The sequence below is a fragment of the Streptomyces pactum genome (assembly GCF_016031615.1).
GTDB classification, from domain to species: Bacteria; Actinomycetota; Actinomycetes; order Streptomycetales; family Streptomycetaceae; genus Streptomyces; species Streptomyces pactus.
This window is the reverse complement of the sequence record NZ_JACYXC010000001.1, coordinates 3,367,068-3,384,981: the sequence shown is the minus strand read 5'-3', so window position 1 is coordinate 3,384,981 and position 17,914 is coordinate 3,367,068. Positions and strand designations below refer to the sequence as shown.

Here is a 17,914-nt window from a genome sequence, read left to right as displayed (position 1 = left end):
GCGGGTGGCGGAATTCCGTAAAACAGTTTTCCGGGCCGGGTGTCTTCGGCCGGCGGTCCGGCGGCCGGCCCACGTACGCCCGCCGTGCTCGCGGCGGGTGCTCCGCGCGGCGGACCACCGGGCGAGCCGGCCGACCCGTTGCGGCCCGTGGGGCCGGGCCCTCTCCTGGGCGCTCTCCCGGGCGAGAAGCCCGGGGGAGGAGCGGGCGGGGGCACCGCCTATCGTCCTGGCATGACCTGGACCGAGGAGGAGTACGTCAGCTACCTGGCGGCGGAGCGGCGGGCCTACGCCTGGGTGATGCGGCGGTACGGCGGTCTGACGGCGACCGCGGCGGGCGTGGCCGCCGTGGAGTGGTACCCCTACGAACCGCCGGACGCCCCGTACCGGGGCCTGGTCTTCCACGACGAGGCGTGGCACTGGGCGATGTCCGCCATCCACGGGGACCTGTACATGGTGGACCACCCCGAGCTGGCCTTCCCCTGCGCGGAGTACCGGGCGCTCGACTGACCGGTGGTGCCCGCAACCCCGCGCCCCCGCCCCCGGGAGACGGGGACGGGGGCGCGGGGTGTGGCGGGGCGGAACGGAGCCGCACGGGGCCGGACGGGGAGCGGGGGAGCGGCGCGGGTCAGGCCGCGCTGGTGAGGGACAGCTTCGCGGCGAAGCCGAGGAACGCCGTGCCGGCCGCCGCCGACAGCCCCGCCGTCAGCCGCTTCCGGCGGCGGAAGGTCGCCGCCAGGTGGGAACCGGTGAAGATCAGGATCGTCAGGTAGGTGAAGCTGAACAGCTGCGCCCAGGCGCCCAGGGCCAGGAAGGACAGCGCCGGGTGCGCGTACTCCGGGTCCACGAACTGCACGAAGAAGGAGACGAAGAAGAGGATCGCCTTCGGGTTGAGCAGACTGATCACCAGGGCCCGGCGGTACGGACGCTCGGCGGGGCCGCCGGCCGCCGGTGCGGCGTCCGCCGCGGCCTCCCCGGCGAGGGCGGCCGCGTTCGGCACCCCGGTGCGGGCGGCCCGCTGCCGCCACAGCTTCCAGGCGCCGCGCAGCATCCCCACCGCCAGCCAGCTGAGGTAGCCGGCGCCGGCGTACTTCACGATCGAGAACAGCAGCGGGCTGCCCTGGAGCAGCGAGGCGACCCCGCCCGCCGAGAGCACCATCAGCACGGTGTCGCCGCAGAGCACGCCGGCGGCCGCGCGGTAGCCGACGCGCGGTCCGCGCCGGGCCGCGACGGAGACCACGTACAGCGAGTTCGGCCCGGGCAGCAGGATGATCAGCGCGAGGCCGGCCAGATAGGTCGAGAGATCGGTTATCCCCAGCATGGGCGCAGGATGCCAGCCGCCCCGGCGGCCGGTCGCGAGGTTTCCGCGATGCGGACTTGCACCTCACGCGGCGTGAGGGCCGAACGTAGGGGCGTACCCGAAGGGAGCGGGAGGCGATGAGCTACTCGGTGGGGCAGGTCGCCCGGTTCGCCGGCGTCACGGTCCGTACGCTGCACCACTACGACGAGATCGGACTGCTGCGGCCCGGCGGGCGCAACCACGCGGGGCACCGGCGGTACAGCGACGCCGACCTCGACCGGTTGCAGCAGATCCTGTTCTACCGCGAGCTCGGCTTCCCGCTCGACCAGGTGGCGGTCATCCTCGACGACCGGTCCGCGGGGGCCGGTCCCATGGAGCACCTGCGGCGGCAGCACGCGCTGCTGACCGGCAGGATCGAACAGCTCCAGCGGATGGCCGCGGCCGTCGAGAGCGCTATGGAGGCACGGAAGATGGGCATCGAACTCACCCCGGAGGAGAAGTTCGAGGTGTTCGGCGACTTCGACCCCGAGCAGTACGAGGAGGAGGCCGAGCGGAGCTGGGGCGGCACCGAGGCGTACCGGGAGTCCCGGCGCCGGACCGCCACCTACTCCAAGGAGGACTGGCTGCGGATCAAGGAGGAGGCGGACGACCTGAACCGGCGGCTGGTGGAGCTGATGGACAGCGGCGCCGGCCCCGGGTCCGAGGCGGCGATGGACCTCGCCGAGGAGCACCGGGACCAGATCCGGCGCCACTACTACGACTGCACCTACGAGATCCACACCGGTCTCGCCGAGATGTACGTGGCCGACCCGCGCTTCACCGCGACCTTCGACGCCATCCGGCCCGGGCTCGCGGGGTTCCTGCGGGAGGCGATCCTGGCGAACGCCGCCCGGCGCGGGTAGCGGACGGCTGACCGGCCGGGCCGGCCAGGGGGCGCGGTCCGCCCGGCGGGCAGACGGGATGAGGGCCGTGCCAGGCCGGCCGGCGGGTGCTGTGGGGGCGCCCCCGGCCGGCCTCCCGCCCGGGCGGGCACGGCGCGGGGGCCGGCCCGCCGGACAGGGAGGTGGGACCTGCCACTCCTGGCCGGACGGTACGGCTCTCCGGCGGCCGGTGCGGACGGCCGGGCGGCGCGCGCAGCCCGGGCCCGGCACCGCCGGGAAAGCCCTGGTCAGGGTAGTTCCGGGGGGCTCACCCGGGTCCGTGGGGATTCGCGCACCCGTACGGCGCGCCGGTCCGGGCGGGGCCGCCGGGAGGGCGGGGCGGGGACCACGGCTGGAACCATGCGGCGGAAGGCCGCGTTGATAGCTTTGGACGGCGCACCGCCGCTCGCGGTCTGCGACGATGTCCGTTCAATCGACCTGCGGCCGGGCCTCGCACGGAGCCTGCACCCCTCGACCCAGGAGCCTGTCACCCGTGACCACTCTCGCGCTCGGCCCCAGCTGGCTGGAGCCCAACCAGCTCATCGACACGTTCGGCCCGTACGGTGTGATGGCGATCGTGTTCGCCGAGTCCGGGCTGCTCATCGGCTTCTTCCTGCCGGGTGACTCGCTGCTGTTCACCACCGGGATGCTGGTCACCACCGACGTGATCAAGCAGGACCTCTGGCTGATCTGCCTCGGGCTCGTCGCCGCGGCGATCATCGGCGACCAGGTCGGTTACCTCTTCGGCCGCAAAGTGGGGCCGGCGCTGTTCAAACGCCCGGACTCCCGGTTCTTCAAACAGGAGAACGTCGAGAAGGCCCACGAGTTCTTCGAGAAGCACGGGCCGAAGTCCCTGGTGCTGGCGCGGTTCGTGCCGATCGTCCGGACCTTCACGCCGATCATCGCCGGCGTCAGCCGGATGAACTACCGCTCCTTCCTCATCTTCAACATCATCGGCGGAGTGCTGTGGGGCGCCGGCGTCACCCTGCTGGGCGCCTGGCTGGGGAAGAGCGCGCTTGTCCGGGACAACATCGAGGCGATGCTCGTCGGCATCGTGCTGCTGTCGGTGCTCCCGATCGTGTTCGAGTACCTGCGCGCCCGCAAGGGCAAGAAGAACCAGCCGGCCGCCGGGCCGGGGCAGCCCGGGGGCGCGCCCCAGCCCCCGCAGCCCCCGGTGCAGCGCGGGCGGCACGCCAAGCGGTGACACCCCGGGTCCGTCGGACGGCCGACGGACCCGCCCCGCAAGCTGCACGCACCGCCACCCCGGCCCGGCCGACACCCCGTCGGCCGGGCCGTCGCGCGTCCGGGGGGCAGGATCCGCGGAGGTGGCACGGACCCACGGCCGCACCCCGGGCCGCCGGCACGCCCCGCCTGTCCCCGCCCCCGCCGGCACGCCACCGGCCCCGCCGCCCGGCGCATGGCCCGCCGCCGGCGGACCCGCACCCACGGCCCCGGCCCCGGCGGACCGGCCCTCACCGCCCCCCGCCCCGGCCGACCCGAACCCACCGGCCCCGCCGCCCGGCGCATGGCCCGCCGCCGGCCGGGTACGTGGGGGACACCGAACCGGCGCGGCGGCGCGACCCGGCACGTCCGGGCCCGGGACCCGGGGCCCCCGGGTGCCCGGCCGACGCCGTTTGGGCGCAGACGATGGATCATGCATGGTGTCTGTGGCGGAACGGAGGCGACGAGGAGCGACGGTGGCGGATCGGCAGCGCAAGGGCGGCGCCCAGGAGCCGGACGTACCCGAGGACCGCAAACCTCAGTCGGACGAGGCGCACAGCGCGTTCACCCCGCCGCTGGGCGTGCCCATGCCCCCGCCGCCGGAGGACTCGCAGACCACCTCCGAGTTCGCCGTCCCCGAGGGCCTGACCACAGAACCGCCGCAGGGCCCGGAGGGCTCCGCCTTCGTACCGCCGCCCGGCGTGGTCACCGGCGACACCCCGGGCCTCACCCCGCCGCACGGCATCCCGGCCCTCCGGATCTCCAGCGACTCGCCGTGGCAGGACCGGATGCGGACCATGCTGCGGATGCCGCTCGGGGAACGCCCCACGCCCGAACGGCCGGAGAAGACCGACGAGCCCGGGCCCGCCGTGCCGCGGGTGCTCGACCTGACCCTGCGCATCGGCGAGCTGCTGCTGGCCGGCGGCGAGGGCGCCGAGGACGTCGAGGCCGCGATGTTCGCGGTGGCCCACGCCTACGGCCTGGACCGCTGCGAGCCGACGGTGACCTTCACCCTGCTGTCGGTGTCGTACCAGGCGTCGCTGGTCGACGACCCGGTGACGGCCAGCCGCACGGTACGCCGCCGGGGCACCGACTACACCCGGCTCGCCGCGGTCTTCCGGCTGGTCCACGACATCACCTCGCACGCGGTCACCCTGGAGGAGGCGTACGGCCGGCTCGCGGAGATCCGCCGCAACCGCCACCCGTACCCGGGCTGGGCACTCACCGTGGCCGCCGGGGTGCTGGCGGGCGCGGCGAGCATGCTGGTCGGCGGCGACTGGCCGGTGTTCTTCGCGGCGGCGGTCGGCGCCATGCTCGGCGACCGGCTGGCCTGGCTGGCGTCCGGGCGCGGACTGCCGGAGTTCTACCAGTTCGTGGCGGCGGCGATGCCGCCCGCCGCGATGGGCGTGGCGCTCAGCCTCGCCGACGTGGACCTCCAGGCGTCCGCGGTGATCACCGGTGGACTGTTCGCCCTGATCCCGGGAAGAGCCCTGGTCGCGGGCGTGCAGGACGGGCTGACCGGTTACTACATCACCGCCTCGGCCCGGCTGCTGGAGGTCGGCTATCTGATCGTGGGCATCGTCTGCGGGGTGCTGACGGTGCTCTACGGCGGGCTGCAGCTGGGCGCCAAGCTCAACCCGGAGGCGACGCTGCGCCATGTGGAGCGGCCGGTCATCCAGACGCTCTCGGCGATGGTGCTGGCGCTGGCGTTCTGCGTGCTGCTCCAGCAGGAACGTCACACCGTGCTGGTGGCGACCCTCAACGGCGGTGTGGCCTGGATCATCTACGGGGCGCTGCACGACACCGCGGGTGTCCCCGCGGTCCCCTCCACGGCCGTCGCCGCGGGGCTCGTCGGCCTCTTCGGGCAGCTGATGTCCCGCTACCGGCACACCTCGGCGCTGCTGTACGTGACGGCCGCGATCGGGCCGCTGCTGCCCGGTAGCGCCACCTACTTCGGCCTGCTGTCGCTGGCCCGGGACGAACTGGACCGGGGAATCGCCCACCTGACCCAGGCGGCGGCGCTCGCGCTGGCCATCGCGATCGGGGTGAACCTCGGGGGCGAGGTGGCGCGGCTGGTGCTCAAGACGCCGGGCGCCGAGACCGCGACCGCGCGCCGGGCCGCCAAGCGCACCCGCGGCTTCTGACGCCCCCGGCGGCCCCGGAACGCGGAAGGGGCGGGGCACCGTGGCGTACGGTGCCCCGCCCCTCCCGGGGTTCATCAGCCCCTCGGCGGGGAGGAGCCGGCGGGGCTCAGTGGTGCGAGCCGCCGGAGTCCGCCAGACGCTTGATGGACGCCTCCACCTCGGCCTCGGCCTCGGCGCGGCCGACCCAGTCGGCGCCCTCGACCGACTTGCCCGGCTCCAGGTCCTTGTAGACCTCGAAGAAGTGCTGGATCTCCAGGCGGTCGAACTCCGGGACGTGCTGGATGTCGCGCATGTGCTCCATCCGGGGGTCACCCGCCGGGACGCACAGCACCTTGTCGTCGCCGCCCGCCTCGTCGGTCATCCGGAACATGCCGATGGCCCGGCACTTGACCAGGACGCCGGGGAAGGTCGGCTCGTCGAGGATCACCAGCGCGTCCAGCGGGTCGCCGTCCTCGCCCAGGGTGCCCTCGATGAAGCCGTAGTCCGCCGGGTAAACGGTCGAGGTGAACAGGTGACGGTCCAGTCGGATACGGCCCGTCTCGTGATCGACCTCGTACTTGTTCCGCGAACCCTTCGGAATCTCGATGGTGACGTCGAACTCCACGGGTGGCTCCTCCATGATCAACACATACGTCTGGTGATTAAGTGTCCCCCACGCAGGTGTGTGGTGGCGAAAGGGGCTGGTCCAAGGTGCCTGAGGCCGGATCATGGCAGGTCAGACGGGTATGGAACCGATTGAGGAACGCGCCCTGGACGCCGGGGGCACCTCCCGGCGGCAGCCGGGCGGGAGGGACGTGGCGGCTGACCGCGCTGTCGGCCACCGTGGGCATGGCGGTCGCGACCGCCTCGGTGCTGGCGGCCGGGCCGTGGGACTCCGGACAGCGTACGGCCGAGCGGTCCCGGGCCGCCGGGGAGCGGAACGGACGTGGCGAGCGTCACGCCGCCGGCCCGGAGGCGCTCCCGGCCGCCGCGCCGGTGCTGGCCCCGCTCGGCACCCTCGCCGGGGCCGGGGACCCGGGGAGCCGGCGGGTCGCCGTGCCGCCGCCGTCCCCGGCCGGCCTGGCCGAGGCCCTCGACCCGCTGCTGGACGACCGGGCACTGGGCCGGGCGCGCGCCGCCTCCGTGGTGGACGCCCGCAGCGGCCGGCAGCTGTACGGGGCGGGTGACGGCCGGCAGCTCACCCCCGCCTCGGTGATCAAGCTGGCCACCGGGGTCGCGGTGCTCTCCGCGCTGGGCCCCGAGCACCGCCTCACCACCCGCGTGGTGGCGGCCGGGAAGGACCGGATCGTGCTCGTCGGCGGCGGCGACCCCACCCTCACCGCCCGCCCGCCGGCCGCCGGGCCGGGCGCCGACCGCCCGGCCTCCCTGCGGGACCTGGCCGACCGCACCGCCCGGGCGCTGAAGGACCGCGGCACCCGGCGGGTCACCCTGGCCTACGACACCTCCCTGTACTCCGGCCCGGTCCTCCACCCGATCAGTCCGAACGAGAACATCTCCCCGGTCACCCCGCTGATGGTGGACGAGGGACGGCTCGACGACAGCGACCACGGGCCGGCCCCCCGGTCCACCGACCCGGCCGGCGACGCGGTCCGCGCGTTCGCCGCGATGCTGCGCGACCGGGGGATCGACGTCGCGGACGCGGACGAGCCGCGCCGCGCCACCGCCGCCGACGACGCCCCGGAGCTGGCCGCGGTCCGCTCCCAGCCGCTGTCCACCCTGGTCGAGCGGATGCTCACCGCCAGCGACAACGACATCGCCGAGGCACTGGCCCGGCAGACCGCCGTCGCCGCCCACCGCCCGGCCAGCTTCCGGGGGGCCTCCGAGGCGGTCGCCGGCCAGCTGCGGAAGCTGGGGCTGCCGCTGGACGGGGCGCGGTTCGCGGACGGCAGCGGGCTCGACCGCTCCGGCCGGCTCTCCACCCGGCTGCTCTCCCAGGTGATGGTGCGCGCCGCCGACCCGGACCGGCCCCGGCTGCGCCCGGTGCTCACCGGCCTGCCGGTGGCGGGCTTCACCGGCACCCTGCGCGGCCGGTACGGGGAGGAGTCGGCGGGCCGGGGCGTGGTGCGGGCCAAGACCGGCACCCTGACCGGGGTGAACTCGCTCGCCGGGACGGTGGTGGACGCCGACGGCCGGCTGCTGGTCTTCGCCTTCATGACCACCGGCACCACCGACCCGCAGGGCGCCCAGAAGGCCCTGGACCGGCTGGCCTCCGCGGTCGCCGCCTGCGGCTGCCGCTGACCGGGGACGACCCCGCCGGGGCCCGCCGGGAGGGTCCGCGCACGGCCCCGGAGGCACACCGCCGGACCCGCCCGCGCGCCCCCCCGCCCGGCCCGGCCTTCCGCCGGGTCGGGGGCGGCCGTCCTCCCGCCCGCCGCGCGCGGCACGTACCGTGAAGCCATGACGAGCATCGGTGGTGCCGAGATGGTCGACTGGAATCTCGCGGTGGCGACCGCGACCCGGCTGGTGCGGCCCGGACCGGAGGTCAGCCGCGAGGAGGCGCGGGCCGTCGTCGCCGAGCTGCGCCGGCACGCCGTGTCGTCCGAGGAGCACGTGCGTGCCTTCACCCGGATGGTTCCGGCGGGCGGGGCGGCCGACACCCCGGTCCTGGTGGTGGACCGGACCGGCTGGGTGAAGGCGAACGTGGCCGGCTTCCGGGAGATCCTGCGGCCCCTGCTGGACAAGATGGAGGAGCGCCGCGGCGGCGCCCCGCGCGGCGCCGTGCTGGGCGCGGTGGGCGGCAAGGTGACCGGGGTGGAGCTGGGGGTGCTGCTGTCGTTCCTGGCCTCCCGGGTGCTCGGCCAGTACGAGACGTTCGCGCCCCCGACGCGGGAGCTGCCCGGCGGGGCCGGCGGCGGCCGGCTGCTGCTGGTGGCCCCCAACGTCGTCCACGTGGAGCGCGAGCTGGACGTGGACCCGCACGACTTCCGGCTGTGGGTGTGCCTGCACGAGGAGACCCACCGCACCCAGTTCACCGCAGTGCCCTGGCTCCGGGACCACCTGGAGTCGGAGATCCAGGCGTTCCTGGGCGAGACCGAGGTGGACCCGGCCACCCTGCTGGAGCGGCTGCGGGAGGCGGTGCAGTCGGTCGCCGGCGGGCGGGGCGAGGAGGAGCGGGAGCGGGAGCGCGGCGGGCGGAGCCTGGTGGAGCTGGTGCAGACCCCGGCGCAGCGGGAGATCCTGGCCCGGCTCACCGCGGTGATGTCGCTGCTGGAGGGGCACGCGGACTTCGTGATGGACGGCGTCGGGCCCGAGGTGGTGCCGTCGGTGGCGGAGATCCGGGAGAAGTTCCAGAAGCGGCGGGCCAGCGGCGCCGGCCGGCTCGACCAGGTGCTGCGCAAGCTGCTCGGTCTCGACGCCAAGCTGCGCCAGTACCGCGACGGAGAACGGTTCGTGCGGGCCGTGGTCAACCAGGTGGGAATGGACGGGTTCAACCGGGTATGGACGTCGCCCAACACCCTCCCGACCAAGGCGGAGATCGGCAAACCGGGGGACTGGGTCGCGAGGGTGCACGGTACGGCAGGGGCGTAGTCGCGGTCCTCTCGGTGGCAGGCGAACGCCCCGGCTATCACTCGTCCGAGGGACCGTCGCGGACGGGTAGGCGTGCGATGCTCGGGTAACAGCACACTTCTGTCACCATCGACGTACTCAGCGTGACGGGAGCGCGTTACGGTCCCGGGGAACCCCGGGGAGATCCGCGGTCGGAACTCCCCCGGGTTCCGGCGGGGAGAGCCGGCCGGCTCCCCGGAACCACCCCTCCTCCGAGGCAGCCCCTCGAACGACAGATGGGATACGGACATGGGTCCCCATCCTGCGGTCGCCGCGATACGCCTGGCGGTCCGCCGCGTCCTGCACGACGTCCTCAACGAGATCCCCCCACGACCCCCACCCGCCCCACGGGCCCCGCGAAGTCCACGAGCCCCCACGGGATCCGCCACGAGCCCCACGGGGTCCTCGGCGCAGCCCCCACGCCCCCCTCCGTGACGCCGCAGGCCACCCGGTCCCCCGCCGGCCGGGGGGCGCGCCGCGCAGCCCGTGCCGGCCGGCGCCCCCGCCCCGGCCGGCCGCTCCGCCGTGCCCGCGCCCGGCGCACCGCCCCGCCCGGCCGCCGGGCCCGCCGCGGTGCCCCTCCCGGGGGGCGCGTCCGGCGGCGCCGGCCCGCTGGTGCTGGTCGCCTGCTCCGGCGGCGCGGACTCCATGGCGCTCGCCTCCGCCCTCGCCTTCGAGGCCCCCAAGCTGGGCATCCGGGCCGGTGCGGTCACCGTCGACCACGGCCTCCAGGACGGCTCGGACCAGCGCGCCGCCGAGGTCGCCGAACGCCTGCGGCTCCTGGGGCTCGCCCCGGTCGACGCCGTCGCGGTGACCGTCGGGAGCCCGGTGCGGGCCGCCCACACGCCTCCCGGGGAGACCGGCGGCCGGCGGGCCGGGGGCGGGCCCGAGGCGGCCGCCCGCGACGCCCGGTACGCCGCCCTGGACGCCGCCGCCGAACGCCACGGCGCGGTCGCGGTGCTCCTCGGCCACACCCGTGACGACCAGGCGGAAACGGTGCTGCTCGGCCTCGCCCGGGGCTCCGGCACCCGCTCGCTGTCCGGGATGGCCCAGGTGTCCGGGATCAACGGCCGCTACCGCCGCCCGTTCCTCCACCTCGACCGGCAGACCGCCCGCCGCGCCTGCCTGGCCCAGTCCCTGCCGGTGTGGGACGACCCGCACAACACCGACCCCGCCTACACCCGGTCCCGGGTCCGCCACGAGGCGCTGCCGGTGCTGGAGAAGGCGCTGGGCAAGGGCGTGGTGGAGGCACTGGCCCGCACCGCCCAGCTCTCCCGGGACGACGCCGACGCGCTGGACGACTGGGCCGCCCGCGCCGAGGCCGAGGTGCGGCGGGCCGGCGGCGAGGAGGGCACCTGGCTGCTGGAGGTCACCGCCCTGCACACGCTGCCGCCCGCGGTCCGCCGCCGGGTGCTGCGCCGGGCCGCCGTCGCCGCCGGTTCCCCGGCCGGTTCGCTCTTCGCCCGCCACATCGAGGAGGTGGACCGGCTGATCACCGGATGGCGGGGCCAGCGGGCCATCAACCTGCCCGGCCGGGTCGAGGTCCGCCGGCAGGGTGGCAAACTGGTCATCCGGCAGGGCTGAATCCGCCCGAGCCGACCGGATGAGCCTGCTGGACGAGCGAGAGTGGCACGGGTGGACGACAAGGACATGGGCGCCGACCTGAAGTCGGTCCTGATCACCAAGGAAGAGATCGACGCGAAGCTGGCCGAGCTGGCCGCCCGGATCGATGAGGAGTACGCGGGCAAGGACCTGCTCCTGGTCGGGGTGCTCAAGGGTGCCGTGATGGTGATGGCGGACCTGGCGCGGGCCCTGTCCACGCCGGTCACGATGGACTGGATGGCCGTGTCGTCGTACGGCGCGGGCACCCAGTCCTCGGGCGTGGTGCGCATCCTCAAGGACCTGGACACCGACATCAAGGGCCGGCACGTCCTGATCGTCGAGGACATCATCGACTCCGGGCTGACCCTCTCCTGGCTGCTGACCAACCTCAGCTCCCGGGAGCCCGCCTCGCTCAACGTGTGCACCCTGCTGCGCAAGCCGGAGGCGGCGAAGGTCGCCATCGACGTCAAGTGGGTCGGCTTCGACATCCCCAACGAGTTCGTGGTGGGCTACGGCCTGGACTACGCCGAGAAGTACCGCAACCTGCCCTTCGTGGGGACCCTGGCCCCGCACGTCTACGGCGGCTGACCGGCGGCGCCCCCGTCCGCCGGGCTCCGGTCCGGCGGCGGCCGGGGTGCGGCACCCCCGGTGTGCCCGGGCGCGGGTCCGCCCGCGGCGGTCCGTCCGCCCGGCGCCCCCGTCGGGCTCGGGCGGGCTTCCGTACGGCGCCCGCGGGACGGCCGGTTTCCCCTCCCCGCGGCCGGCGGCGGGAACCCTGAGCGGGTTTCCGCCGTTGGAGCATGGGAGGAAAGAGGTTGGGATGACCGTCCGCGGCGGCGTCGAGCGACAATGCTGGGGTACCGTCCGAAGGTCAGTCTTTTTCAGGCCGAGTAAGACACCGCACGCACAGGCAGCCGTCGTGAAGATCGATAAGGGCTGTCGTGCCTCACTGTGGCAGGAGGGACGGGGCGATTCCGCCCCGTATGGATGGACGTGAAGCGCTACTTCCGTGGGCCGGTCATGTGGATCGTGCTGGCCGTCCTCGCCGTGGTCGTGTTGATGCAGGTCGTCGGCTCGTCCGGCGGCTACAAGTCGGTGGACACCAGCCAGGTCGTCGAGGCGATCAACAAGAACCGGGTCAAGTCCGCCGAGCTGACGACCGGCGATGATCACAAGATCAAGATCAAGCTGAAGGACGACGCCGAGAAGATCTCCGGCAGCGACAAGCTCCAGGCCACCTACATCGGTGACCAGGGCTGGGACGTCGCGAAGATCCTCCAGGCCAACTCCGAGAAGCCCGGTGGCATCACGGACGGGTACAACGTCACGACGTCGAAGCAGAACCCGTTCGTCGGCATTCTGCTGTCGCTGCTGCCCTTCGTGCTGATCGTGGTCGTCTTCCTGTTCCTGATGAACCAGATGCAGGGCGGCGGCTCCCGGGTGATGAACTTCGGGAAGTCCAAGGCGAAGCTCATCAGCAAGGACACCCCGAAGACCACGTTCGCCGACGTGGCGGGCGCCGACGAGGCCGTCGAGGAGCTCCAGGAGATCAAGGAGTTCCTCCAGGAGCCGGCGAAGTTCCAGGCCGTCGGCGCCAAGATCCCCAAGGGCGTGCTGCTGTACGGCCCGCCCGGCACCGGCAAGACGCTGCTCGCGCGGGCCGTCGCGGGCGAGGCGGGCGTGCCGTTCTACTCGATCTCCGGTTCCGACTTCGTGGAGATGTTCGTCGGTGTCGGCGCCTCCCGGGTCCGCGACCTGTTCGAGCAGGCCAAGGCGAACGCCCCGGCCATCGTCTTCGTGGACGAGATCGACGCCGTCGGCCGTCACCGCGGCGCCGGCATGGGCGGCGGTCACGACGAGCGCGAGCAGACCCTGAACCAGCTGCTCGTGGAGATGGACGGCTTCGACGTCAAGGGCGGCGTCATCCTGATCGCCGCCACCAACCGTCCGGACATCCTGGACCCGGCGCTGCTGCGGCCGGGCCGCTTCGACCGGCAGATCGCCGTGGACCGGCCCGACATGCAGGGCCGCCTGGAGATCCTCAAGGTGCACCAGAAGGGCAAGCCGGTCGCCCCGGACGTGGACCTGTCGGCCGTCGCCCGGCGGACCCCCGGGTTCACCGGCGCCGACCTGTCGAACGTGCTGAACGAGGCCGCGCTGCTGACCGCGCGGAGCGACAAGAAGCTGATCGACAACCACTTCCTGGACGAGGCGATCGACCGCGTCGTGGCCGGACCGCAGAAGCGGACCCGGATCATGAGCGAGAAGGAGAAGAAGATCACCGCGTACCACGAGGGCGGTCACGCCCTGGTCGCGGCGGCCTCGCCGAACAGCGACCCGGTGCACAAGGTGACGATCCTCTCCCGCGGCCGGGCCCTGGGGTACACCATGGTCCTGCCGGACGAGGACAAGTACTCCACCACCCGCAACGAGATGCTCGACCAGCTCGCCTACATGATGGGCGGCCGGGCGGCGGAGGAACTCGTCTTCCACGACCCGACCACCGGTGCCTCCAACGACATCGAGAAGGCGACCGCGACCGCCCGCGCCATGGTCACCCAGTACGGCATGACCGAGCGGCTCGGCGCGATCAAGTTCGGCTCCGACAACTCCGAGCCGTTCCTGGGCCGTGAGATGGCTCACCAGCGCGACTACTCCGAGGAGGTCGCCGCGCTGGTGGACGAAGAGGTCAAGAAGCTCATCGAGAACGCGCACAACGAGGCGTGGGAGATCCTGGTCGAGAACCGGGACGTGCTGGACAACCTGGTCCTGGCGCTGCTGGAGAAGGAGACGCTGGGCAAGGAGGAGATCGCCGAGATCTTCGCCCCCGTCGTCAAGCGCCCGGCCCGCCCGGCGTGGACCGGCTCCTCGCGGCGCACCCCCTCGACCCGGCCGCCGGTGTCCTCGCCGAAGGAGCTGGCGCTGGCCAACGGCGTGCAGACGGCGACCGGTCTGACCACCTCCACGACCGGCGACGCGAGCACCGGCCCCGCCGATGCCGCTCCGGCCGACGCCCCCTCCGCCGGGGCGGACCGGCCGGAGGAGCCGGGCACCGAGAGCTGACCGCCGGGGGCGGTGCCCGGGCCGGGTCCCGGGTACCGCCCCCGCCGCCCAGCAGGGCCCGGGGCCCCGTTGCCGCCCCGGAATGAATGCCGTACCGGCCAGGTTCTAGCCTGGTGGTGCGGCATTCCGCACGTGTAGGCGCGAGGAACGAGGCACTTCCATGACCGACCCGGTGACGCTGGACGGCTCGGAGCCCATCGGCGTGTTCGACGAGAAGCGGGCCGAGTCCGCGATCCGGGAGCTGCTGCTGGCTGTCGGGGAGAACCCGGACCGGGAAGGTCTGCGGGAGACGCCGGCCCGGGTGGCGCGCGCCTACAAGGAGATCTTCGCCGGCCTGTGGCAGGAGCCGGAGGACGTCCTCACCACCACGTTCGACCTGGGCCACGACGAGATGGTGCTGGTCAGGGACATCGAGGTGTACTCCACCTGCGAGCACCACCTGGTGCCGTTCCGCGGGGTGGCCCACGTCGGGTACATCCCGTCCCACGACGGCAAGATCACCGGGCTGTCCAAGCTCGCCCGGCTGGTGGACGTCTACGCCCGCCGCCCCCAGGTCCAGGAGCGGCTGACCACCCAGATCGCCGAGTCGCTGGTGCGCATCCTGGAGCCGCGCGGGGTGATCGTGGTCATCGAGTGCGAGCACATGTGCATGTCGATGCGCGGCATACGGAAGCCGGGTGCCAAGACCATCACCTCCGCGGTCCGCGGCCAGCTCCGCGACCCGGCCTCGCGCTCCGAGGCGATGAGCCTGATCCTCGGCCGCTGAGCCGCTGAGCCGCTGAGCCGCGGGGCAGGCGGCCGCGCCGCCGTGCGCTCCCGGTCCCGGTCGTGTCCGCCGCCTGCCGGTCGTACGGCCACGCTCGTGCCGCGGGCCGTGCGGTCCTGATGTCCGGCCCGCCGGGACGGCGTGCGGCGGGGCGGGTCAAGGCGGCCGGGTCAGTGCCGCCGGTCGGGGGCGGCGAGGCGGTTGCCCAGCCACTCCAGGCAGCCGGGGATCTGCCGCTTCCAGGTGTTGAAGTTGTGCCCGCCGCTGGGCAGGATCATCGAGGAGATCCGGGTCGGCTCGCCCCGGGCGTTCAGCCGCTTGACCTTGTCGATGAACCGCACCGTGTCCCGGTAGTTGTGCTCGCCCTTCTCGCTGCTGGTGACCAGCAGGGACACCGGCGGGGCCGGCTCGTGGTCCAGCCGCCACATCATGTCGTTCTCCCGCCGCAGCCGCTTGCTGCCGCCGAACAGGTCACCGGTGGTCGCGTCGATCGGCGCCTCGTACGACGGGGACAGCGCGACGCCCACCGAGAACGACTCCGGATGCCGCATGGTCATCTTCAGCGCGCAGTAGCCGCCGGTGGAGTTGCCCATCACGGCCCAGTTCCGGGCCCCGTCGCCGACCCGGTAGTAGGCGCTCACCGCCGCGGGCACGTCCCGGGTGAAGTACGTCTCGGTCCGCGGCCCGTCGGGCACGTCCACGCACTCGGTGTCCCGGGGCGGGACGACCGTGGGCCGCATCATCACCAGGACCATCGGCGGCATCTTCCCCTCCTTCACCAGCCGGTGCGCGGTCTGCGGGTACTTCAGCCCGTTGATCAGCGCCTCGGTGGTGCCCGGGTAGCCGGTCAGCACCAGCGCGGCGGGGAACTCGCGCCGGTGCCCGGACCGGAAGTACTCCGGCGGCAGGTAGACGTACGCGGTCGAGGCGATCCGGGACGCCGCGCCCTGGATCTCGACCTTCTCGATCCGGCCGGAGGCGGTGGCGGCCCCGCTGCCGGGCACGTTCACCCGGCGGGTCTCCACCAGCCGCACCCGCTTCGCCGCCGGGGTGTCGTGGTCCACCACCACCCCGGGCCGGTCCTCGGTGCCGAACAGGTCCGCCCAGGAGCCGTAGAAGCCGAAGGACTGGTTGGCGTAGAGGCCCACCGCCGCGAAGAGCGAGGCCTGCACCAGGAGCAGGGCGCCGATGCGGGCCAGCACCCGCGGCACCCCGCGGCCGGCCAGCCTCGGCCACAGCCACACGGTCGCGGCGAACAGCAGCACCGCCACGACGGCGGCGAGCAGCACGGTCCTGGTGCCGGTGAGACCCATCACAAAACCTTCTGCCGGGCGCGCCGGTCGTCCGCCGAGCCGCGCGATGGAACCCCAAACCCTCGTACGCCGTCTTGGAAAGCGCAGATTTGTCCGGGTCCGCGCCACCCTGCGCGGCCCCTCACGACAGGGCGACGGGAAAGCACATGTCTGACCAGCAAGAGGGCACGGAGTCCGGGGCGGTTCCCGCGCGGCTGCGACGCTTCCTGCGCGGACCGCGCCCGGAGTCCGTCCCCGCCCGGGTGGGCACCGCCTGCACCCTCATCGGCCTGCTGAACCTGGCGTCCGGCGTCTTCCCGCGGCTGCGGCACAGCCGGATGCACGCCCTGGCCGAGGTGCTGCCCGGCGCGGTGAGCCCGCTGGCGGCCGCCGCGTCGGTCGTCGTCGGCCTGCTGCTGCTGATGCTGGCGCACGGGCTGAAGCGCCGGAAGCGCCGCGCCTGGGTGGCGGCGGTGGGGCTGCTGCCGGTCGCGGTCGCCGGCCAGCTGCTGTACCGGCACTCGGCCTGCGGAGCCCTGCTGTCGCTGGCGCTGCTGGGGGTGCTGCTGCGGCACCGCCGGGAGTTCTCCGCCCTGCCCGACCCGCGCGGGCGCCGGTGGGCGCTGGTGAACTTCGTGGTGCTCGGCGGGGTCTCGGTGGGCCTGGGCTGGCTGATCGTCGCCGCCCGCCCCGGCACCCTGGTGGGCAGCCCCCCGGTGCGGGACCAGCTGCTCCACGTGGTGCAGGGGCTGGTCGGCTTCGAGGGGCCGCTGCGCTACACCCACGGCGACGACTACACCGTCGCCTACTCGCTGGGCGCCCTGGGGCTGCTCACCGTCGTCAGCACCGCCTACCTCGCCTTCCGCCCGGCCTGTCCGGCGGCCCGGCTCACCGCCGAGGACGAGAGCCGGCTGCGGGCGCTGCTCGCCGCCCACGGCGGCCGGGACTCGCTGGGCTACTTCGCGCTCCGCGACGACAAGAGCGTGGTCTTCTCGCCCAGCGGCAAGGCCGCCGTCTGCTACCGGGTGGTCTCCGGGGTGATGCTCGCCAGCGGCGACCCGATCGGCGACGTGGAGGCGTGGCCGGGGGCGATCGAACGGTTCATGGCGGAGGCCCGCCGGCACTCCTGGACCCCGGCGGTGATGGGGTGCAGCGAGACCGGCGGCCAGGTGTGGACCCGGGAGACCGGCCTGGACGCGCTGGAGCTGGGCGACGAGGCGGTGGTGGAGGTGGCCGGCTTCACGCTCTCCGGGCGGGCGATGCGCAACGTGCGGCAGATGGTGAAGCGGATCGAGCGCAACGGCTACCGGACCCGGGTGTGCCGGGTCCGCGACCTGGACCCGGCGGAGCTGGACCGCGTCCGGCGGGCGGCCGCCGCCTGGCGGGACACCGAGACCGAGCGGGGCTTTTCCATGGCGCTGGGCCGGATCGACGCGGACAAGGACGGCGACGCGGTGATCGCCACCGCGCACCGGGACCCCGCGGAGGGCGAGCCGGCCGGCCCGTTCGGCGACCTGCGGGCGATGCAGCACTTCGTGCCCTGGGGGACGGACGGGATCTCGCTGGAGCTGATGCGCCGCGACCGCGCCGCCGACCCCGGCATGAACGAGCTGCTGATCGTCGCCACCCTGGAGGCGGCGCGGGAGCGGGACCTGGGGGTGGCGCGGGTGTCGCTGAACTTCGCGATGTTCCGTTCGGCGCTGGCCCGCGGCGAGCGGCTGGGCGCCGGCCCGGTGCTGCGCGGCTGGCGCGGACTGCTGGTCTTCCTCTCCCGCTGGTTCCAGATCGAGTCCCTGTACAAGTTCAACGCCAAGTTCCAGCCACGCTGGGAGCCGCGCTTCGTGGTCTTCCGGCACACCCGGGACCTGCCGCGGATCGGCTTCGCCGCGATGCAGGCCGAGGGCTTCGTCTCCCTGGCGCTGCCCCGGCTGCCCCGGCTGCCGCGCCGCCGCCCGTCCGGGCCGGGCCCCGGGGAGCGGCCGCCGCGGGTGGCGGTCCGGCCGGGCGGCCGGCGGGGCACCGCCCCGGTACGCGAGCGGGTGGGCGTCTGACCTGGTCCGGAC

General features: G+C 74.0%; 14 protein-coding genes. 11 read left to right on the top strand and 3 right to left on the bottom strand.

Translation table 11 applies throughout. The features are described 5' to 3' along the window. Nucleotides 1-231: 231 nt before the first annotated feature. The gene (locus IHE55_RS13370) at nt 232-507 is read left to right on the top strand and encodes a hypothetical protein (protein ID WP_197989237.1); all 276 of its coding nucleotides are present in this window, start codon (nt 232-234) and stop codon (nt 505-507) included. A 118-nt stretch (nt 508-625) separates the two neighbouring features. On the opposite strand, the gene leuE is transcribed toward IHE55_RS13370, so the two are convergent. Beyond that, entirely contained in the window at nt 626-1,318 is a 693-nt protein-coding gene (gene leuE, locus IHE55_RS13365) for a leucine efflux protein LeuE (protein ID WP_197989236.1), read from the bottom strand. Nucleotides 1,319-1,434: 116 nt separating this feature from the next. On the opposite strand from leuE, the gene IHE55_RS13360 reads away from it, so the two are divergent. The 3 genes from IHE55_RS13360 to IHE55_RS13350 all read left to right on the top strand — a co-directional run bounded on the left by IHE55_RS13360 (nt 1,435) and on the right by IHE55_RS13350 (nt 5,582). After that, a complete protein-coding gene (locus IHE55_RS13360; RefSeq protein ID WP_197989235.1) occupies nt 1,435-2,199 on the top strand; it encodes a MerR family transcriptional regulator in 765 nt (254 codons plus the stop codon). Nucleotides 2,200-2,710: 511 nt separating this feature from the next. Then, nucleotides 2,711-3,421, top strand: coding sequence for a DedA family protein (locus IHE55_RS13355; RefSeq protein WP_197989234.1), 711 nt, complete (start codon nt 2,711-2,713; stop codon nt 3,419-3,421). Nucleotides 3,422-3,875: 454 nt separating this feature from the next. Continuing rightward, nucleotides 3,876-5,582 (top strand): threonine/serine exporter family protein, encoded by a 1,707-nt coding sequence (locus tag IHE55_RS13350; protein ID WP_197989233.1) that lies wholly within the window; start codon nt 3,876-3,878, stop codon nt 5,580-5,582. A gap of 106 nt (nt 5,583-5,688) precedes the next feature. Here the strand turns inward: IHE55_RS13350 and IHE55_RS13345 are convergent, their stop codons facing one another. Then, nucleotides 5,689-6,186, bottom strand: a complete 498-nt coding sequence (locus IHE55_RS13345) for an inorganic diphosphatase (protein ID WP_197991982.1) — start codon at nt 6,184-6,186, stop codon at nt 5,689-5,691. 224 nt (nt 6,187-6,410) lie between these two features. Between IHE55_RS13345 and dacB the strand changes: the two genes are divergently transcribed. The 6 genes from dacB to folE all read left to right on the top strand — a co-directional run bounded on the left by dacB (nt 6,411) and on the right by folE (nt 14,559). Next, nucleotides 6,411-7,820, top strand: coding sequence for a D-alanyl-D-alanine carboxypeptidase/D-alanyl-D-alanine endopeptidase (gene dacB, locus IHE55_RS13340; protein ID WP_197989232.1), 1,410 nt, complete (start codon nt 6,411-6,413; stop codon nt 7,818-7,820). 159 nt (nt 7,821-7,979) lie between these two features. After that, on the top strand, nt 7,980-9,110 hold the full coding sequence (locus IHE55_RS13335) for an Rv3626c family coenzyme F420 biosynthesis-associated protein (protein ID WP_197989231.1): 1,131 nt from the start codon (nt 7,980-7,982) through the stop codon (nt 9,108-9,110). 543 nt (nt 9,111-9,653) lie between these two features. After that, on the top strand, nt 9,654-10,712 hold the full coding sequence (gene tilS / locus IHE55_RS13330; protein WP_307826642.1) for a tRNA lysidine(34) synthetase TilS: 1,059 nt from the start codon (nt 9,654-9,656) through the stop codon (nt 10,710-10,712). A 66-nt stretch (nt 10,713-10,778) separates the two neighbouring features. Then, the gene (gene hpt / locus IHE55_RS13325) at nt 10,779-11,318 is read left to right on the top strand and encodes a hypoxanthine phosphoribosyltransferase (protein ID WP_197991981.1); all 540 of its coding nucleotides are present in this window, start codon (nt 10,779-10,781) and stop codon (nt 11,316-11,318) included. A gap of 399 nt (nt 11,319-11,717) precedes the next feature. Beyond that, the gene (gene ftsH / locus IHE55_RS13320; protein ID WP_197989230.1) at nt 11,718-13,793 is read left to right on the top strand and encodes an ATP-dependent zinc metalloprotease FtsH; all 2,076 of its coding nucleotides are present in this window, start codon (nt 11,718-11,720) and stop codon (nt 13,791-13,793) included. Between the two features lie 160 nt (nt 13,794-13,953). Next, nucleotides 13,954-14,559 carry a GTP cyclohydrolase I FolE gene (gene folE, locus IHE55_RS13315; protein ID WP_197989229.1) on the top strand — a complete coding sequence of 202 codons (606 nt, stop codon included), beginning with the start codon at nt 13,954-13,956 and terminating at the stop codon, nt 14,557-14,559. Between the two features lie 170 nt (nt 14,560-14,729). On the opposite strand, the gene IHE55_RS13310 is transcribed toward folE, so the two are convergent. Further along, nucleotides 14,730-15,872: an alpha/beta hydrolase gene (locus IHE55_RS13310; RefSeq protein WP_197989228.1), complete on the bottom strand. Its 1,143-nt coding sequence runs from the start codon at nt 15,870-15,872 to the stop codon at nt 14,730-14,732. 146 nt (nt 15,873-16,018) lie between these two features. Between IHE55_RS13310 and IHE55_RS13305 the strand changes: the two genes are divergently transcribed. Beyond that, the gene (locus IHE55_RS13305) at nt 16,019-17,902 is read left to right on the top strand and encodes a phosphatidylglycerol lysyltransferase domain-containing protein (protein ID WP_197989227.1); all 1,884 of its coding nucleotides are present in this window, start codon (nt 16,019-16,021) and stop codon (nt 17,900-17,902) included. Nucleotides 17,903-17,914: the final 12 nt, after the last annotated feature.

What these genes read in the sequence shown, in the direction of transcription:
- IHE55_RS13350 (WP_197989233.1), top strand. Translation starts at nt 3,876, where the DNA reads ATGGTGTCTGTGGCGGAACGGAGGCGACGAGGAGCGACGGTGGCGGAT.
- ftsH (WP_197989230.1), top strand. Translation starts at nt 11,718, where the DNA reads ATGGACGTGAAGCGCTACTTCCGTGGGCCGGTCATGTGGATCGTGCTG.
- hpt (WP_197991981.1), top strand. Translation starts at nt 10,779, where the DNA reads ATGGGCGCCGACCTGAAGTCGGTCCTGATCACCAAGGAAGAGATCGAC.
- IHE55_RS13360 (WP_197989235.1), top strand. Translation starts at nt 1,435, where the DNA reads ATGAGCTACTCGGTGGGGCAGGTCGCCCGGTTCGCCGGCGTCACGGTC.
- IHE55_RS13305 (WP_197989227.1), top strand. Translation starts at nt 16,019, where the DNA reads ATGTCTGACCAGCAAGAGGGCACGGAGTCCGGGGCGGTTCCCGCGCGG.
- dacB (WP_197989232.1), top strand. Translation starts at nt 6,411, where the DNA reads ATGGCGGTCGCGACCGCCTCGGTGCTGGCGGCCGGGCCGTGGGACTCC.
- leuE (WP_197989236.1), bottom strand. Translation starts at nt 1,318, where the DNA reads ATGCTGGGGATAACCGATCTCTCGACCTATCTGGCCGGCCTCGCGCTG.
- IHE55_RS13370 (WP_197989237.1), top strand. Translation starts at nt 232, where the DNA reads ATGACCTGGACCGAGGAGGAGTACGTCAGCTACCTGGCGGCGGAGCGG.
- folE (WP_197989229.1), top strand. Translation starts at nt 13,954, where the DNA reads ATGACCGACCCGGTGACGCTGGACGGCTCGGAGCCCATCGGCGTGTTC.
- IHE55_RS13335 (WP_197989231.1), top strand. Translation starts at nt 7,980, where the DNA reads ATGACGAGCATCGGTGGTGCCGAGATGGTCGACTGGAATCTCGCGGTG.
- IHE55_RS13310 (WP_197989228.1), bottom strand. Translation starts at nt 15,872, where the DNA reads ATGGGTCTCACCGGCACCAGGACCGTGCTGCTCGCCGCCGTCGTGGCG.